A 14,647-nucleotide genomic window follows, 5' to 3' on the forward strand; every position below is an offset into this window, starting at 1 on the left:
GGCGCGAAGCGGTCGCGCCACCGGGGTGGAACAGGGGTGCTACTCGGGGACCGGTACCGGCTTGACCAGCGGCGGCACGCTCTCAGGCACGGGGCCGGCCGGGACGTGCGGGCGGAACGGGTCGAGCGCGGGCAGATGCGGGACCAGGTGGGCGAACTCCCGGCACACCGCCGTGGCTTCGGCCTGTGTCGTCATCGGGGTACGGATGCGGGACCAGCCACCGGAGGAGTCGGCGGCGACCGCCAGGCCGGCCTTGTCCGGCGGGATCGTCGTGACCATCGGGACCGCTTCCGAGGCGACGTCACCGAGGCCCATCTCGGCGGTCTGCTTGTCGTTGACGCGGTGCACCACACGCCCGGTGAGCTGGGCACGGAGCATGGTGGCGCCCTTGCCGAGTTCGGAGCCGAAGCGCTGCCCGCAGATCTCCAGGTAGATCCCGGCGGCACGGGCCATCTGCGCCAGCCGGATCAGTGCCGTCACCAGCCGTTCGCGGCGCTCTTCATCCTTCTTTGAGGAGATCAGGAAGAGTTCCGCGATCTCGTCGACGAGGAGCACGATCGGCACCGGCCGTACCTTCGCGGGCAGTTCCCACAGGTCCGACACGCCGTACAGGCTCAGCAGGTCGAACCGGGATTCCATCTCGGCGACCAGGACATCGAGCAGTGCGGCGGCACGGTCCGGATCGGTGGCCAGGGCCGACAGGCGCGGCGCGTAGGAGGACTGTTCGACACCGCGTTTGCAGTCGATGCCCGCCAGGGCCACCGGCAGTTGGGCCAAGCCCATGACCAGGTTGCGTTGGAACATGGACTTGCCGGACTGGTTGGCGCCGAGGGTCAGGGCCATCGGGACCTTGCGGTAGTCGCGGACGAAGGCGGTTCCGTCCTCGCGTAGCGCCACCGGCACGATCATGTCGTGAGGCTGTGCCTTGCGCGGCATCCGCACCCGGCGCAGTACGTCGTACCCGGTCATCCGCAGTTCCACGAACCCGGGCTTCGTCTCGATCACGGTGACCGAGTGCACGCCCCAGGCATGGCGCAGCCGTTCCGAGGAGGCGACCACGTCCGCCGGCTCCAGACCCGCGGGGAGCCGCAACGTGACCCGCAGACCGGTGGAGGTCCCACGCACCCGGCGGACCTTCGGCGGCACCGGCTGCACCTCACGCCGGGCGACGTTGCGGACCATGAACGCCCGCAGACCCGACGGCTGCACCGTCAGACCGCACACATCCATCGTCGAGCGGTACGACAGGGTGAATCGACCCCAGGCCGCCGGCAGTCCGACGAACGACCAGTACACGCGCGGCGCGCGGAACTTCGCGTAGCCCAGACCACCGGCACCCGCTAAGACGCCCGACGCCTCCAGCCACAGGGACAGATCAGCCATGGCTCAGGCCACCGCCGTCACGGCCACCGCGCGGAACGAGATGCCGTGCCGCTTCTGCCCGTTGAACTCGTTCTCCCAGTCCCGCGCCTTCAGGCCGATCACCTTCACCGGCACACCCGGAGCGAGACCCTCGGGGAGGCCCGTCTCGGGAACGGTCACCTGGTAGAGGTTCCCCTCCCCCTCGTCCGAGATGAGCAGACCCACCGTGGACAGGCCGGCACCGGTCTCCCGGTCCACCGCCCGCTCCCCGGTCTTCTGACTGACCAGCTTCGGCGTCGGCGCGGTCGCCACGAACACGACAGCGGTCGAAACATCGATCTTGAACGACGGCATGCGTACATCCCTCGTTTCGTGAGGCCACCCATCGCGACCTCTCTAGACATCTCCATTGGAGCGCACATGTCTAGAGACGTCAAGAGAATCTGTCTAGAGATGTTGAAGGCGTCGGATTGCGGCTACACGCACAGGGCGGGCCGTGTACCTATGGCCTAGGCTGTCTAGAGAAGAGAGGAGGGCTCCGGAATGGCCAACACCGACGACGACCGTCGGCCCAAGTACCAGCGGATCGCGGACTCTCTGCGGGAGGCGATCCAAGCGGGCGAGTACGGTCCCGGTGATCGGCTTCCGGGAGAGAACGAGCTGATGGCCGCGCATGGCGTGGCCCGCATGACGGCTCGTCAGGCCCTGGGTGTTCTGAGGGATGAAGGCGTTGCTGAGTCCCGCAAGGGCGCCGGCGTGTTCGTGCGCAACTTCCGCCCACTGCGCCGCCGAGGCATTCAGCGGCTGGCGCAAGATCAGTGGGGCAGCGGTCGGTCGATTTGGTCTGCGGACATCGACAACCGCTCGCTCGTCGTGGACCAGGTGACGGTTTCTGAGGAAGCAGCGCCAGAGCGGATCGGGCAAGTCCTGGATCTTGCGGGTGAGGACACCGTATGCGTGAGGCGTAGGCGGTTCGTCCTGGATGGGAAGCCCGTTCTGCTCGCGACGAGCTATTTGCCCACGTCTGTGGTCGCTGGATCGGCCATCACGCAGGAGGACACAGGGCCAGGCGGTACTTACGCACGGTTGGCCGAACTCGGATACAAGCCAGTGCACTTTCGCGAGGAGATCCGCTCACGCATGCCCACGAAGCATGAAGCGGCACAGTTGAGCATCTCCGCAGGCACTCCCGTGATCCTCATCTGTCGCACTGCGTTCGCGGACGAAGGGCGCCCCGTCGAGATCAACGAGATGACTCTTGACGCTGCCTCTTACATCCTGGAGTACGACTTCGACGCCTGAGCAAGCGCGAGCTGTTACAGGTTTCTCTACCTCATCAAGTGCCCGCGCGAGCGCGGGCTGGCCCCTGGGGCCCGACCCCTCTGCGCCTTCGGCGCCGGGGTCGGCCCCTGGGGCCGCAGCAAGCAACGGCCCATGAGTAGAGACCTGGACACGGAGTGCTCCGGTCAGAACGTGCCTCCGGCGGGGGCGCTCAGGCTCCGAGATGGCGGGGGCGCCGTTCGCGAGTGCCGGCCGAGTGTGGCGTGCGCGGGGTGCTCCCATCCCGTCTGCCATCGACCCAGGCAGAGCCGAGCAGCCGCGGCCCAGGGCGTCAAGGTCGTTCGTACAGTGGCGCGCTCCACCTTGACGCCCTGAACCACGCCCGCTCCACGGTGTGTGGGCCGACGGCAGACGGGATGGGAGCTTGGGAGAGTGGTGGGCTGAGAAGAGCTGCGGCGGAAGCTCCTGTTCGCCTGCGTGACAGCCAATGCGCCTGTCACGATCAGCTTCATCCAATGCACGGAGGAAGCATGAGGGCCCAGGAGTCACGCATCTCTGTTGCGCTAGTGGATGACATGTTCCACTACCCGCACGAGGTCTGGGATCTAGCGCTTGATCACCTCGACATGTTCACCGAAGAAGTCCTCGATGATCTCGATGCGATCCCGTGGGCCGAGGGTAACGAATACCCGAATAACAGCACCGTGTTGGCCAAGACCGGCAAGCACAGTTGGGGCGCCGCAGGATCCTTCTCCGAGATCATCATGCAGGTCTCTTCAAACGCTGCGGGAGGGGTCGGAGCGGTAGCCGTCACCGCAGCGATCAAGAGCGTCTATGAGAAGTTGAAGAGTCGAGCGGATGGCGACGTATGGGGGTCCATGCCTTCAACGGAGCAAGCTGTTGAGATCGCACGATCACGCATTCACCAGCACTACGACGTGGCCGTCGAGAGGCTCACGGTCCTGCACTCAAGCGTTGACGTGGAGTCTCAGCGTTACGAACTTGCGTTCCGTCACGAGGACGGTCGCAAGTTCGGGGCAACCGTGGGTGCACTTTCCGGGATGCCGTCCTGCACTCGTGTATGGGCCGAGGGAGCTGATCCCTTGCCGCGCCCTCTCCCGGAACCGCCGGACCCCGGGAACTAGCGTCGCGGGCAGCACTGGACTGCGGTACCTGGAGCAGAGCCGCAGGTCACCCTCGCAACCGTCCGACGTTGCTCCTTTAAGCCGTGGTCGGAGGGGTGTGCTTGGGCTCCGATCGCGGAGAGCGGAGCACAAGCACCCTGGGTGACTCAGCGGTGGTGATTCCACCAGTACAGCGCGAGTGCTCCGACCCCGCTCACGCTGGCCTTCACCCCGGCACGCAGAAGCTCATCCGTGGCGGAGTTCAAGAGACGGCGGAAGTGGCGCCGCGCTGGACGTTCTTCCACGTGAGTGCGTATGTGGTCACGCGAGCGGCTTGTCCGAGCGATCATCGAGCTAGGGCACTGTCGTACCTGGCGCCTATGCTTCCTGTTGCTGGGAATGTCGACCTCCTTTGACTGATGTTCCCGACGGTGATGGCGGCCTCCTGCGTAGGACCAGGGGGCCGCCGCCGTTTCCGGTGGAGGCCTGCGGCCGCGAGAACCAGTCTGACGCACCGCACTGACAGCGGGTGCCCCTCCACGTATCAACTCCCGCAAGAGCGGCAAGGTATGACGGTGCCTCTGCATCCTGCTGAGCAGGTCGGTAGTCGCTGGTCGGCCATCGGTCCGGAGTTGAACTTGCGAACCACGTCGGACTCCTGGACTCCAGGCGCGTGTGTGCCCCCACCCTTCCTGACCAGCGACCTGTCCGTAACGCGCTAGGAGCCCTTGCACCGTCGGAACGACGTCATCTGTTGGTATCCGCTGCGAGGCCAGAACGGCGTTCGTACAGGTGTTTCACGTGAAACATGCACGTTTGAGAGACGAGGTAGTTCCGCACGGAGTTGAACTTCACGGCGATGTCAACGTTGCCGTCCACGAAGTACTTCATCTCCAGGAAGACCTTCGGCTTCCCTGCCTGCACCTCGACCTTCCGCCAAGCAGTGCTCTCGGTGTAGCCCTCGATCTCAGCGGCCGCGTCCTCGCCTCTGGGGATCAGGTCCTTGCGCCGACCCGGGCCCGCCTTCTTGACCAGGATCGCGATACGCGTCACCAGCTTGCGCGGCCGGATGTCATGATCAGTGGAATGTCCATGCCGCGGTAGCCCTTGCGGAACGTGTCCAACTCGCCGTCGCGGATGAAGCTGATGCACTTGCCGGTGAGCTCCTCGGACTCCCTGTCACGCGCAGGCCAGAATGAAGCCCTGAGGTGGCGGTACAGCAGCGAAGTACAGCAACCACAGCAACCGGTCCCGTCCCGTAGCGTCCTTGTAGACCCGAAGCGCGGCCTGTATGACCGTCATTGACCGATCTATCTAGAGCTACGGATCAGAAGGTTGCAGGTTCGAATCCTGCCGAGTGCACAGCTGACCAGAGGCCCTGTGGAGGAATCCACAGGGCCTCTGGTTTTTGCCTTGACGGCAGTGTTTGACGGCAACCGCCTCGAAGAGGGGTGGATGGTGCATCGGATGTGACTGCGGCATTGCGGTGGACCCTGGCGTTGGGACGCACGAAGGCCACCTCCTCGGGGGAGCGGGTGAAGATGCCCTGCCCGGCCTCCCGGTCGCGTTGCCTGAGGAGGTCGTCGAACTTCTCGACATCGCGGTGATCAAGGTGGCGGATGCCTGGACTCTGGATCGCGATGCCAAGAAGGGGCCGGCGAAACCGCACCAACACCGGCTACGCCTACCTGCACACCGTGCTGCCGCAGTGCAGGGGCGTGTACATAGGCCGGGATGGCCTACGCGGCATTTCCGGCCGCATGCGGCGCGGCGAAGCGGAACGCGCCGGAACCGACACCCGCCTTGCGGGCGGTGGTGCCGTCTCCTGGCGTATTCAAGCGAAGCCATACCGGCCCGGGACACCCGTGCGTGACACGTAAAGGGCAAATCATCCTATTTGTCATTTTATTGTGTACGGTGCGCTTGGGTGCCGCCGGATAACGGAGGTGCAGGCCTGCTGCTGATCGAGCACGGGCATCGGTTCAAAAGCCTCGGGAGAGATCGGTGGACAATGGGCAGGCGCGGAAATCGGCTCTGATCGTGCGATCAGTGCCTCATCACGGGAGGCTCGGCGGCGGGCGGTGGTATGGCGCAGGCACTGCGACGGCCCTGTGTGTGGTCCTGTCCGGTCTTGGGCTGGTTCCGGCTACGGCGGCTGCGGCGTCGCCCCGTGCAGTTCTCCTTACGGAGACTTTCACCTTCACGGGTGCCCCGCAGAGCTTCACCGTCCCGGCCAATACAGCGGTAACGATCACCGCGGACGGCGCCGGCGGTGGCAGTACCCGCAACGGTTCTTGCGTCAATGGCGGAACGGGTGGTGCAGGGGCGCGGGTGGTCACCACTCTCCCGGCCTCCGCGACCCCGTCGCCCGTCACTGTCAATGTGGGTGGCGCCGGCGGCAGGGGCTGTAGTAGCAACGTGGGTGCCGCCGGCGGGTTCAACGGCGGAGCGTCGGGTGGAGCGGGACCTACCACTCCAATTTCCAACGGTTCCGGTGGGGGTGGGGCGTCGAGTGTGTCAACGGGCGGCAGCCTGCTCGTGGTGGCGGGCGGGGGCGGCGGTACCGGGGGACGCAATTTCCCTTCCAACGGGGGTGGCGGCGGCACCCCGAACGGCACTGCCGGTGACCCGGGAGGAACTTTCGGCGGTTCCCCTGGAGGTGGCGGTGGCGGGGGTACCACCAGCGCAGGAGGCGCAGGAGGTGCAGGAGGTGTCGCCCCGCCGTGTATGGCCCAGGCCGGCGGCACAGGGGGTGGTTTCTCCGCCGCCGTGGTCGGTACCGGGGGCTCGGGCGGCAACTACTCCGGCTGTGGCGCCGGACTTGTCGTCTCCGGTGGCGGAGGCGGCGGAGGCGGTTACTTCGGCGGTGGTGGAGGGGGTGCTTCGGCCACCACCTCGGGTGCCGCCGGCGGAGGGAGCGGCGGTGGAGGCAGCAGTTTCGCCACCCCGACGGGCACCAGCACCGCTTACTCCACCTCGTCCGTTGGAACCCCTGACACGAATGGTCAGGTGACCATCACCTACACGGTCCAGGACCTGGCCTTCAGCACGGTGAGCCCGCTGCCTGACGCAACCCAGAACGTCGCGTACTCCACCACCCTGCAGACCACCGGCGGCACCGGGAACCCCACCTTCGCGGTTACCGGCGGCTCCCTGCCCCCGGCCTGAGCCTCGACCCGGACAGCGGAGTGATCTCCGGCACTCCCACCACAAATGGCACGTTCACGTTCACCGTCACGGCCACCGACCCCAACCCGGGCGTGCCTGCGGCCGCACGGCAGTTCACCCTCACCGTGCAGCCCCCCGCTCCCCCTACCTGCGCCACCAGCCCCGCCGACCTGCAGGCCCAGGGCTTCAACGTCATCACCGGCAACGACCGCCCCAACATCCTCATCGGCACCCAGGCACGAGATGCGATCTTCGGGCTCGGCGGCAGCGACACCATCAACGGGCTCGGCGGCGACGACCTGCTGTGCGGCGGTGACGGCAACGACGCCCTTGCCGGGGCCGACGGCAACGACCGTATCGAGGGCGGCAACGGCAACGACGCCCTCCAAGGCACCGCCGGAAACGACACCCTCCTCGGCCAGAACGGCAACGACGCCCTCGACGGCGGACCCGGCACGAACACCAACAACGGTGGGCCCGGCATCGATTTCTGCGTCCGCCCCTCCACCGGTGCAGGCGCCACCCAATGCAACCCCTAGTGCAAACCACTTGAAGGCAGCCGCCGGGCGTGTCGTACATGCCCGGCGGTGCCGGCCGATCCCCCGCCGGAGGCATTGCTTTGACCGTAGGCCGCGCCATGTAGGGAAATCCGTGACTGAGCCTCCTGATGGAAGCTCACCTGTACTCACCCATGCCACAAGGCGGCTCTGAGGGCAGCGAAGGTGCGCGGACGTGCGGGGTCGCCTGTCTGGCCGATGTGGGTGTTCCTGCGCGGAATCGATCCTTCTGTCGCCTATCGGGTGAACATCGTTGATTTATACGGGAGTTGCATACTTCCTCGCCTATTTTCCGGCGTGGAGGTGGTGCTCGATGTACGAGCAGGATGCGATCGACGTCGACGACTTCGTGTTCGCGGCGACCGGGGCGCGGGTGCGGCGGCTGACGTTGCCGCAGGGGGAGCACTGGTTCCCGGCGGCGGACGTGGCGAGGAGCCTGGGGTACGCGAACACGCGGCAAGCCCTGCAGATGCATGTTGCCGCACGCTGGCAGAAGCGTCTGAGTGAGCTTGCGGGAAGCGTCTGCACAGCAGACACCTTGCGCAAAGTAGCAGGTCACCGGCTGCAGAAGTCGATGAAGATGGTGAACCTCGAAGGGCTCGTCCAGCTCGTCAACGGATGCACCAAGCCCGAGTGCGAGCCCTTCGAGGCATGGGTGGCCGAGGTGGTCGCGACCATCCAGCGCGACGGCTGCTACGAACTCGAACCCGCCCCCGTACAACCCGCCCCCCACGGTGGTGTCGCCTATGTCGTGCCTCAGCAGGTCGCCGATGCTCTTGTGCGGCTGGAGGAGCGGAACATTCGGGCGGACGAGGAGCTCGCGGCGCGGGTGGCGGCGCGGAACGAGTTGTTGGCGGAGCGCAATGCGCTGATGGCTGAGGGCAATCGGCTGGCGGTACAGCGGGAACGGTTGGCGGCCGAGCGGAATCGGCTGTTGCGCGAGTCCAACCGTGGCTGGACTGTCGTGGCTCGGAGTCAGGACGCGATGGCGCGAAGTCATGAGGTGATCGCACGAAGCCAGGAGGTGATCGCCCGGAGTCAGGACGCGATGGCGGCGGCGCTGGGGCGCATGGCCGAGTCGTTGGATCGGATCGCCGGGCGGATGGGGGTGGGCGGCGGGGGTGGGAAGCCGCCGGCGATGACTCCGCAGGAGCTGCTGGCCGGGTGGCAGGCGGAGAAACTTGTCGTCACCGCGGATGTGCACGCCGTCGCCGCGTATCTCGCGCCCGCGCTCGTGCGAGGGAAGGCGCAGTGCCGGCTGGAGGAGATCGCCGGGCGGACCGGGCTGACGGTGGAGCGTGTCCTCGACAGTGTGCGGATGCTGCTCAAACGCGGGTGCATGAAGCAGAGCGGGTATGCGGCGGACGGAGCGCCGGTGTACGTGCTGCCCTAGCCGGCATTACGTGCCGCCCTGGGGGGACGCCGGACAGCGGCGGAGAACGAGAAGGGCCCGAAGCCGCAAAAGGAAGTTGCGGCTTCGGGCCCCTCGTACGTTGTCGGGCCCCTCGTACGTTAGTGGAGGCGAGGGGGCTCAGTCCCGCTGTCGCAGCTCCTCCAGGTAATCGCTCATCAACTTGCCCGTACGGGTGAACCAGTCGTACAGGACCGCGATTTCGGCGGGCGAGTAGTCGGAGAAGAGTTCGGCGAGGCGGGTGTAGTGCGGCTGGTAGAGGGCCGTCACGCGGGCGACCGCGTCGGGGTTCGCGGCGACGCGGACGCGGCGGCGGTCCTCGAGGTCGGGGCGGCGGGTGACGTAGCCGGCGCGTTCGAGGCGGTTGAGGATGCCGGTGACGGCGCCCGTCGTGACGTGGGCGCGTTCCGCCAGGTCGCCGGCCGTCAGGAGGGTGTCGCCCGCCTCCAGGACGAAGCCGAAGCAGGTGAGGTCGGTGACGTTCAGGTCCAGCCGCTGGGCCATCTCCTGCTGGCCGATCATGGCCGTCGCGACGAGGTGGTCCATGGCGCTCAGCGCCTGGGCCGGAGTCGCGGGCGGGCGCGGCTTGGCCTGCTCCATTGTCATTTCCCTTAGTGCGTGAGAGGTTTCTGGAGTAGATTTCTTAGTCTGTGAGGGATTCTAGGCCCTCATGTCACGGGGCAAGCCGCCCGGGCGGCGGCCCGCCGCCGAGTGGGGATTGCGGGTCAGGGACCTCGGTGCGCGGGAGGGACATCCCGGGTGTGTGGGGTGTCGGCTGGCCGGACGGGGACGGCCCGCGACGGGCACCGACGTCGCCGTCGGCGGGAAGCCCGTGAGCGGTGACCCGGTGACCGAGACCGTCGCTTGAGCTGCCGGCCCTGGCTGCTCGTCCCGCCTGCTCGTCCCGCCTGCTCGTCCTGGCTGCTCGTCCTGTCTGTTCGTCCTGCTTGTTCGCCGTGCTTGTCCGGCTTGCCTTTCGCCCGATCTGTCCGCCGAGTCGCGTTGTCGGTGGTAAGCCCTACGCTCGTGGGTGATGGCACAGACGTGGAGATGTTCGGGTCTGCGGTGGTCGGTGGACGGCCCCGTGCTGGTGTGGGGCGGTGGGCGGGGCAGTGCGCTGTCCTGGGGGAAGCGGGTGGCCTTTGGAGTGGTGGACGGGGGCGTACGGACGTGTGTGGGGGCGCGGGGGAACGCGTGCCCCGTGCGGGCGGCCGTGTCGGGGCGGAGTGCGGGCGCCCGCTGCGAGGAGTGCGCGCGGCTGGACCGGGCGCACTCCGTGGCCGCCGACACGATGGCCGACGATCCGCGGCCGTACCGCGTGTATCTCGCGTGGTTCGGGCCCGGCATGGTCAAGGTCGGGATCACCGGAGCCGCGCGCGGGTCCGCACGGTTGCTGGAGCAGGGGGCCGTCGTCTTCAGCTGGCTGGGGCAGGGGCCGTTGATGGCGGCGCGGCGGACCGAGGAACTGTTGCGGGCCGCGCTTCGGGTGCCGGACCGGATTCCGTACGCCGAGAAGAGGGCGGTGCGGGCCGTGTTGCCGGGCGCGGACGAGCGGCTGGAGGAGATCCGGGAGCTGCACGCGCGGGTCATGGAGCTCGATGGCTGGCCGGAGTCCCTGGAGCGTGCGCCTTTCCAGGCGGTCGACCACACCGATGTGTTCGGGCTCGCCGGGCTCCCGGCGGCCGTCGGTGCGGTGAGCGAGCTCGTCGCGGGCGGTGTGGTGAGCGGGGAGCTGGTCGCCGCCGCCGGGCCCGATCTGCATCTGGCTACCGGGCGCGGGGTCGTCGTGGTCGATACCCGGCTCATGACCGGGTGGGAGCTGACCGCCGCGGAGCGGGATGAAGTCACCGTGCCCGTGAAGGAGTTCGGAGGCGGGGAGATGCAGGAGGGGCTCTTCTGAGACGTCCGGGAGGCGGGCGACCGGGAGGCAGGCGAACAGGAGGCGGGCGACCAGGAGGCGGGCAAGGGGACGAGTGGCGGGGGATGAGCCGTGAGGGATGAGAGGTGAGGGACGAGCGGGGGAGAGCGACTGGGACGAGCGGCGGAGCGAAGGATTCGAGCGGAGCCGTAGGTCTGAGCGGAGCCGTAGGTCTGAGCGGAGCCGTAGGTCTGAGCGGAGCCGTAGGTCTGAGCGGAGCCGTAGGTCTGAGCGGAGCCGTAGGTCTGAGTGGCGCCAAGGATTCGAGCGGAGCCCCGGGAGTGAGTGGAGCCGCGGGAGTGAGTGGAGCCCCGGGAGTGAGCGGAGCCCAGGGTTCGGGCGGAGCCGTGGAGGTGAGCGGAGCAATGGGTTCGGGCGGAGTCGAGGGGCTGAGCGGAGCCGCAGGGCTGAACGGAGTCGAGGGGGCGGGTGGGCGGGTGGCTGATAGGGAGGGCGTACGGGGGTTCTGGGGGCGGCTCGGGCTTCCGGGGCTCGTCGATGTCCACACGCACTTCATGCCGGAGCGCGTCCTGCGCAAGGTGTGGGCCTACTTCGACGGACTCGGCTCGCTGACCGGCGGTGTCGAGTGGCCCATCACCTACCGCGCGGAGGAGGACGAACGGCTCGCGGTGATCCGGGAGTTCGGAGTACGGGCCTTCACCGCGATGCTCTACCCGCACAAGGCCGGCATGGCGCAGTGGCTCAACTCCTGGGCCGTCGACTTCGCCCGCCGGACGCCCGACTGCCTGCACACCGCCACCCTCTTTCCGGAACCGGGTGTCGAGGGATACGTACGGGAGGCCGTCGAGCAAGGGGCCCGGGTCTTCAAGGCACACGTCCAGGTGGGGGCGTACGACCCGAGTGATCGACTCCTGGACTCCACCTGGGGCCTGCTCGCCGAGGTCGGGATCCCCGTGGTGATGCACTGCGGATCCGGGCCCGCGCCCGGCAAGCACACCGGGCCCGAGCCGGTCGCCCGCGTCCTCGCCCGGCACCCCCGGCTGCGGCTGATCGTCGCGCACCTGGGGATGCCCGAGTACGAGGAGTTCCTTGGGCTCGCGGAGCGGTACGGGGAAGTGCGGCTGGACACGACGATGGCGTTCACGGACTTCGGTGAGCGGTTCGCGCCGTTTCCGCGGGAGGCCGCCGCCCGGCTCGTCGGCCTGGGCGACCGGGTCCTGCTGGGGAGCGACTTCCCGAACATCCCCTATCCCTATGTCCATCAGCTGCACGCTCTGGAACGGCTCGGGTTGGGGGACGACTGGCTGAGGGCCGTCTGCTACGAGAACGGGGCACGTCTTTTCAAGATCACATCCTGACCCGGTGGCGTCCCGTGGAAGCCCGTGATCTTCCCAGGCGTTCCCTGAGAGGCACCTGTGTGTTTCTCAGGAAAATCACAGGTTCCCGAAAGCATGCTCTCAGGGGGCCCCGCCAAGGTGTCCGCTATGACCACGACCTCGCCCCAGGGGCGCACCGAACTGCTGAGGCCGGACGGGAGCCCCGTCCGAGTGCTGGTGGTGGACGACGAGCTGTCGATCACCGAGCTTCTGTCCATGGCCCTTCGCTATGAAGGCTGGCAGATCCGCAGTGCGGGTGACGGACAGGGCGCGGTGCAGACCGCGCGCGAGTTTCGGCCCGACGCCGTCGTTCTCGACATGATGCTGCCGGACATGGACGGCCTCGCGGTCCTGGGGCGTCTGCGCCGCGATCTGCCCGACGTGCCCGTCCTCTTCCTCACGGCCAAGGACGCCGTCGAGGACCGCATCGCGGGGCTGACGGCCGGCGGCGACGACTACGTCACCAAGCCCTTCAGTCTGGAGGAGGTCGTGGCCCGGCTGCGCGGACTGATCCGCCGTTCCGGTGCCGCCGACCGGCGCTCCGACTCCGTGCTGGTCGTGGGGGACCTCACTCTCGACGAGGACAGCCACGAGGTCTCGCGGGCCGGGGAGAACATCCACCTCACCGCGACGGAGTTTGAACTCCTGCGGTTCCTCATGCGTAATCCCCGGCGTGTCCTCAGCAAAGCGCAGATACTCGACCGCGTGTGGTCGTACGACTTCGGTGGCCAGGCCAACGTCGTCGAGCTCTACATCTCCTACCTGCGCCGCAAGATCGACGCCGGTCGTGAGCCGATGATCCACACCCGGCGTGGGGCCGGTTACCTGATCAAGCCCGCGGTGTCATGAGCGGACGACGACGGCCGCGGAAGCAGGGGCGAGGACGACAGCCGCGCACGCTGCGGACGCGGCTTGTCGTCTCCGCGGTCACGCTGATCGCGGTGGTGTGTGCGGTGATCGGTACGGTGACGACGTTCGCGCTGCGCTCGCATCTGTACGACCAGCTGGACGGCCAGGTGGCCGAGACCGCCATGCGGGCGGTCGGCGGAGGACCGGTGAAACCGGGCGGCGGGAACGGGAACCCGGCCGACACGCCTCCGGGCGGGAACCTCGAAGACACCACGAACGACCCCTTCACCTTCCTCACCCGAGGCCCGAACGGGGTGAACACCGTCGCCGCGGTAGTGAAGAACGGCGTGGTCACCAAAGCGGTGATCAAGAAGGAGAACACCACCAGCGGCGGCGCCTTCGCGAGCATGACCGCCAAGGACCTCACGGCAGCGCAGAAGACGGCGCTGGGGTCCGTCGCGAAGACCGGCAAGCACAACGTGGAACTGTTCGGCCTCGGCGAATACCGCGTCATGTACATGAGCGGCCCCAAGGGCGAGTACTACGTGGCCATCCCCACCAGGGACGTCACCAACACCATCAACACCCTCATCTGGGTCGAGGTCAGCGTCACCGCCGCCGGTCTCATCGCCGCCGGCATCGCCGGCAGCGTGCTCGTCGGGCTCGCCCTGCGCCCCCTGCGCAAGGTCGCCTCCACCGCCACCCGCGTCTCCGAACTCCCGCTGCACACCGGTGAGGTCACCCTCTACGAGCGGGTCCCGGAGTCCGAGGCCGACCCGCACACCGAGGTCGGCCAGGTCGGCGCCGCGCTCAACCGCATGCTCGACCACATCCACGGTGCCCTGCACGCACGCCAGCAGAGCGAGATGCGGGTACGGCAGTTCGTCGCGGACGCGAGCCATGAGCTGCGTACGCCGCTGGCGTCGATCCGTGGCTATGCCGAGCTGACCAGACGCGGCCGTGAGGAGACCGGGCCCGACACCCGGCACGCCCTCGGGCGGATCGAGTCCGAGGCCGGGCGCATGACCTTCCTCGTCGAGGACCTGCTGCTGCTCGCGCGGCTGGACGCGGGGCGCCCGCTCCAGTACGACCAGACCGACCTCGTACCGCTCGTCATCGACGCGGTGAGCGACGCCCGGGCGGCCGGGCGCGAGCACAACTGGCGGCTCGAACTGCCGGAGGAGCCCGCGCTCGTGCTGGCGGACGCCGCACGGCTGCAACAGGTCATGGTCAATCTGTTCGCGAACGCCAGAACCCACACCCCGCCCGGTACGACGGTCACCGCACGTGTGCACCGGCACGGGCCGTGGCTGTGTGTGGACGTCCAGGACGACGGGCCCGGCATCCCGCCCGACCTGCTCCCGCGCGTCTTCGAACGCTTCGCACGCGGTGATTCCTCGCGCTCCCGGTCCTCCGGCTCGACCGGTCTGGGACTCGCGATCGTGCAGGCCGTCGCGGCCGCGCACGGGGGTGCCGTCACCGTGGACAGCATGCCCGGCAGGACTGTGTTCACCCTGCATCTGCCCGCGCTCGCCGTCGAAACGTACGTGGATCCGTTCGTGGAAACAAAGGCGCAACTGCACTCACAGGCACAGCACAGCGCCACCACATGGGTGCAACAGGGCGTTTGATCAGAGTCG

At 67.9% G+C, this 14,647-nt stretch carries 13 protein-coding genes and 1 pseudogene; 10 read left to right on the top strand and 4 right to left on the bottom strand.

Annotation, left to right across the window (positions count from 1 at the left end; all coding sequences use genetic code 11):
- Positions 1 to 39: 39 nt before the first annotated feature.
- Together RV986_RS27100 and RV986_RS27105 are read right to left on the bottom strand one after the other, a co-directional pair.
- Complete coding sequence (locus tag RV986_RS27100; protein ID WP_475919886.1) at positions 40 to 1,383, bottom strand: FtsK/SpoIIIE domain-containing protein; 1,344 nt, start codon at positions 1,381 to 1,383, stop codon at positions 40 to 42.
- A 3-nt stretch (positions 1,384 to 1,386) separates the two neighbouring features.
- On the bottom strand, positions 1,387 to 1,716 hold the full coding sequence (locus tag RV986_RS27105; RefSeq protein ID WP_388217928.1) for an SCO3933 family regulatory protein: 330 nt from the start codon (positions 1,714 to 1,716) through the stop codon (positions 1,387 to 1,389).
- 189 nt (positions 1,717 to 1,905) lie between these two features.
- Here RV986_RS27105 and RV986_RS27110 point away from each other — a divergent pair, with 189 nt between their 5' ends.
- Both RV986_RS27110 and RV986_RS27115 read left to right on the top strand, forming a co-directional pair.
- Positions 1,906 to 2,664 carry a GntR family transcriptional regulator gene (locus RV986_RS27110; protein WP_475919887.1) on the top strand — a complete coding sequence of 253 codons (759 nt, stop codon included), beginning with the start codon at positions 1,906 to 1,908 and terminating at the stop codon, positions 2,662 to 2,664.
- 509 nt (positions 2,665 to 3,173) lie between these two features.
- Positions 3,174 to 3,788: a hypothetical protein gene (locus RV986_RS27115; protein WP_475919888.1), complete on the top strand. Its 615-nt coding sequence runs from the start codon at positions 3,174 to 3,176 to the stop codon at positions 3,786 to 3,788.
- Between the two features lie 726 nt (positions 3,789 to 4,514).
- On the opposite strand, the gene RV986_RS27120 is transcribed toward RV986_RS27115, so the two are convergent.
- The gene (locus RV986_RS27120; RefSeq protein WP_475919889.1) at positions 4,515 to 4,919 is read right to left on the bottom strand and encodes a hypothetical protein; all 405 of its coding nucleotides are present in this window, start codon (positions 4,917 to 4,919) and stop codon (positions 4,515 to 4,517) included.
- A gap of 1,575 nt (positions 4,920 to 6,494) precedes the next feature.
- On the opposite strand from RV986_RS27120, the gene RV986_RS27125 reads away from it, so the two are divergent.
- From RV986_RS27125 to RV986_RS27135, 3 genes are all read left to right on the top strand, one after another.
- Positions 6,495 to 6,935 carry a hypothetical protein gene (locus RV986_RS27125; protein ID WP_475919890.1) on the top strand — a complete coding sequence of 147 codons (441 nt, stop codon included), beginning with the start codon at positions 6,495 to 6,497 and terminating at the stop codon, positions 6,933 to 6,935.
- Between the two features lie 20 nt (positions 6,936 to 6,955).
- A complete protein-coding gene (locus RV986_RS27130; RefSeq protein WP_475919891.1) occupies positions 6,956 to 7,474 on the top strand; it encodes a calcium-binding protein in 519 nt (172 codons plus the stop codon).
- Between the two features lie 331 nt (positions 7,475 to 7,805).
- Positions 7,806 to 8,885 (top strand): BRO-N domain-containing protein, encoded by a 1,080-nt coding sequence (locus tag RV986_RS27135; protein ID WP_475919892.1) that lies wholly within the window; start codon positions 7,806 to 7,808, stop codon positions 8,883 to 8,885.
- Between the two features lie 138 nt (positions 8,886 to 9,023).
- Here the strand turns inward: RV986_RS27135 and RV986_RS27140 are convergent, their stop codons facing one another.
- A complete protein-coding gene (locus RV986_RS27140) occupies positions 9,024 to 9,509 on the bottom strand; it encodes a MarR family winged helix-turn-helix transcriptional regulator (RefSeq protein ID WP_475919893.1) in 486 nt (161 codons plus the stop codon).
- 73 nt (positions 9,510 to 9,582) lie between these two features.
- Here RV986_RS27140 and RV986_RS27145 point away from each other — a divergent pair.
- The 5 genes and pseudogenes from RV986_RS27145 to RV986_RS27165 form a co-directional block, all read left to right on the top strand.
- Positions 9,583 to 9,771, top strand: a pseudogene (locus tag RV986_RS27145) (HGxxPAAW family protein); the annotation flags it as partial.
- Positions 9,772 to 9,936: 165 nt separating this feature from the next.
- Positions 9,937 to 10,803 (top strand): DUF2797 domain-containing protein, encoded by an 867-nt coding sequence (locus RV986_RS27150; RefSeq protein ID WP_475919894.1) that lies wholly within the window; start codon positions 9,937 to 9,939, stop codon positions 10,801 to 10,803.
- A 383-nt stretch (positions 10,804 to 11,186) separates the two neighbouring features.
- On the top strand, positions 11,187 to 12,140 hold the full coding sequence (locus RV986_RS27155) for an amidohydrolase family protein (RefSeq protein ID WP_475924445.1): 954 nt from the start codon (positions 11,187 to 11,189) through the stop codon (positions 12,138 to 12,140).
- Between the two features lie 126 nt (positions 12,141 to 12,266).
- A complete protein-coding gene (locus RV986_RS27160) occupies positions 12,267 to 13,007 on the top strand; it encodes a response regulator transcription factor (protein WP_405881212.1) in 741 nt (246 codons plus the stop codon).
- Positions 13,004 to 14,638, top strand: a complete 1,635-nt coding sequence (locus tag RV986_RS27165) for an ATP-binding protein (protein ID WP_475919895.1) — start codon at positions 13,004 to 13,006, stop codon at positions 14,636 to 14,638. The genes RV986_RS27160 and RV986_RS27165 overlap by 4 nt, the downstream gene beginning before the upstream one ends.
- The last annotated feature ends 9 nt before the right edge of the window (positions 14,639 to 14,647 follow it).

The organism is Streptomyces sp. RLA012, assembly GCF_056270325.1.

Bases quoted from the DNA above. Each gene is read 5' to 3' on its own strand.
- RV986_RS27100 (WP_475919886.1), bottom strand. From the start codon at position 1,383: ATGGCTGATCTGTCCCTGTGGCTGGAGGCGTCGGGCGTCTTAGCGGGT.
- RV986_RS27105 (WP_388217928.1), bottom strand. From the start codon at position 1,716: ATGCCGTCGTTCAAGATCGATGTTTCGACCGCTGTCGTGTTCGTGGCG.
- RV986_RS27110 (WP_475919887.1), top strand. From the start codon at position 1,906: ATGGCCAACACCGACGACGACCGTCGGCCCAAGTACCAGCGGATCGCG.
- RV986_RS27115 (WP_475919888.1), top strand. From the start codon at position 3,174: ATGAGGGCCCAGGAGTCACGCATCTCTGTTGCGCTAGTGGATGACATG.
- RV986_RS27125 (WP_475919890.1), top strand. From the start codon at position 6,495: ATGGCCCAGGCCGGCGGCACAGGGGGTGGTTTCTCCGCCGCCGTGGTC.
- RV986_RS27135 (WP_475919892.1), top strand. From the start codon at position 7,806: ATGTACGAGCAGGATGCGATCGACGTCGACGACTTCGTGTTCGCGGCG.
- RV986_RS27140 (WP_475919893.1), bottom strand. From the start codon at position 9,509: ATGACAATGGAGCAGGCCAAGCCGCGCCCGCCCGCGACTCCGGCCCAG.
- RV986_RS27150 (WP_475919894.1), top strand. From the start codon at position 9,937: ATGGCACAGACGTGGAGATGTTCGGGTCTGCGGTGGTCGGTGGACGGC.
- RV986_RS27155 (WP_475924445.1), top strand. From the start codon at position 11,187: ATGGGTTCGGGCGGAGTCGAGGGGCTGAGCGGAGCCGCAGGGCTGAAC.
- RV986_RS27160 (WP_405881212.1), top strand. From the start codon at position 12,267: ATGACCACGACCTCGCCCCAGGGGCGCACCGAACTGCTGAGGCCGGAC.
- RV986_RS27165 (WP_475919895.1), top strand. From the start codon at position 13,004: ATGAGCGGACGACGACGGCCGCGGAAGCAGGGGCGAGGACGACAGCCG.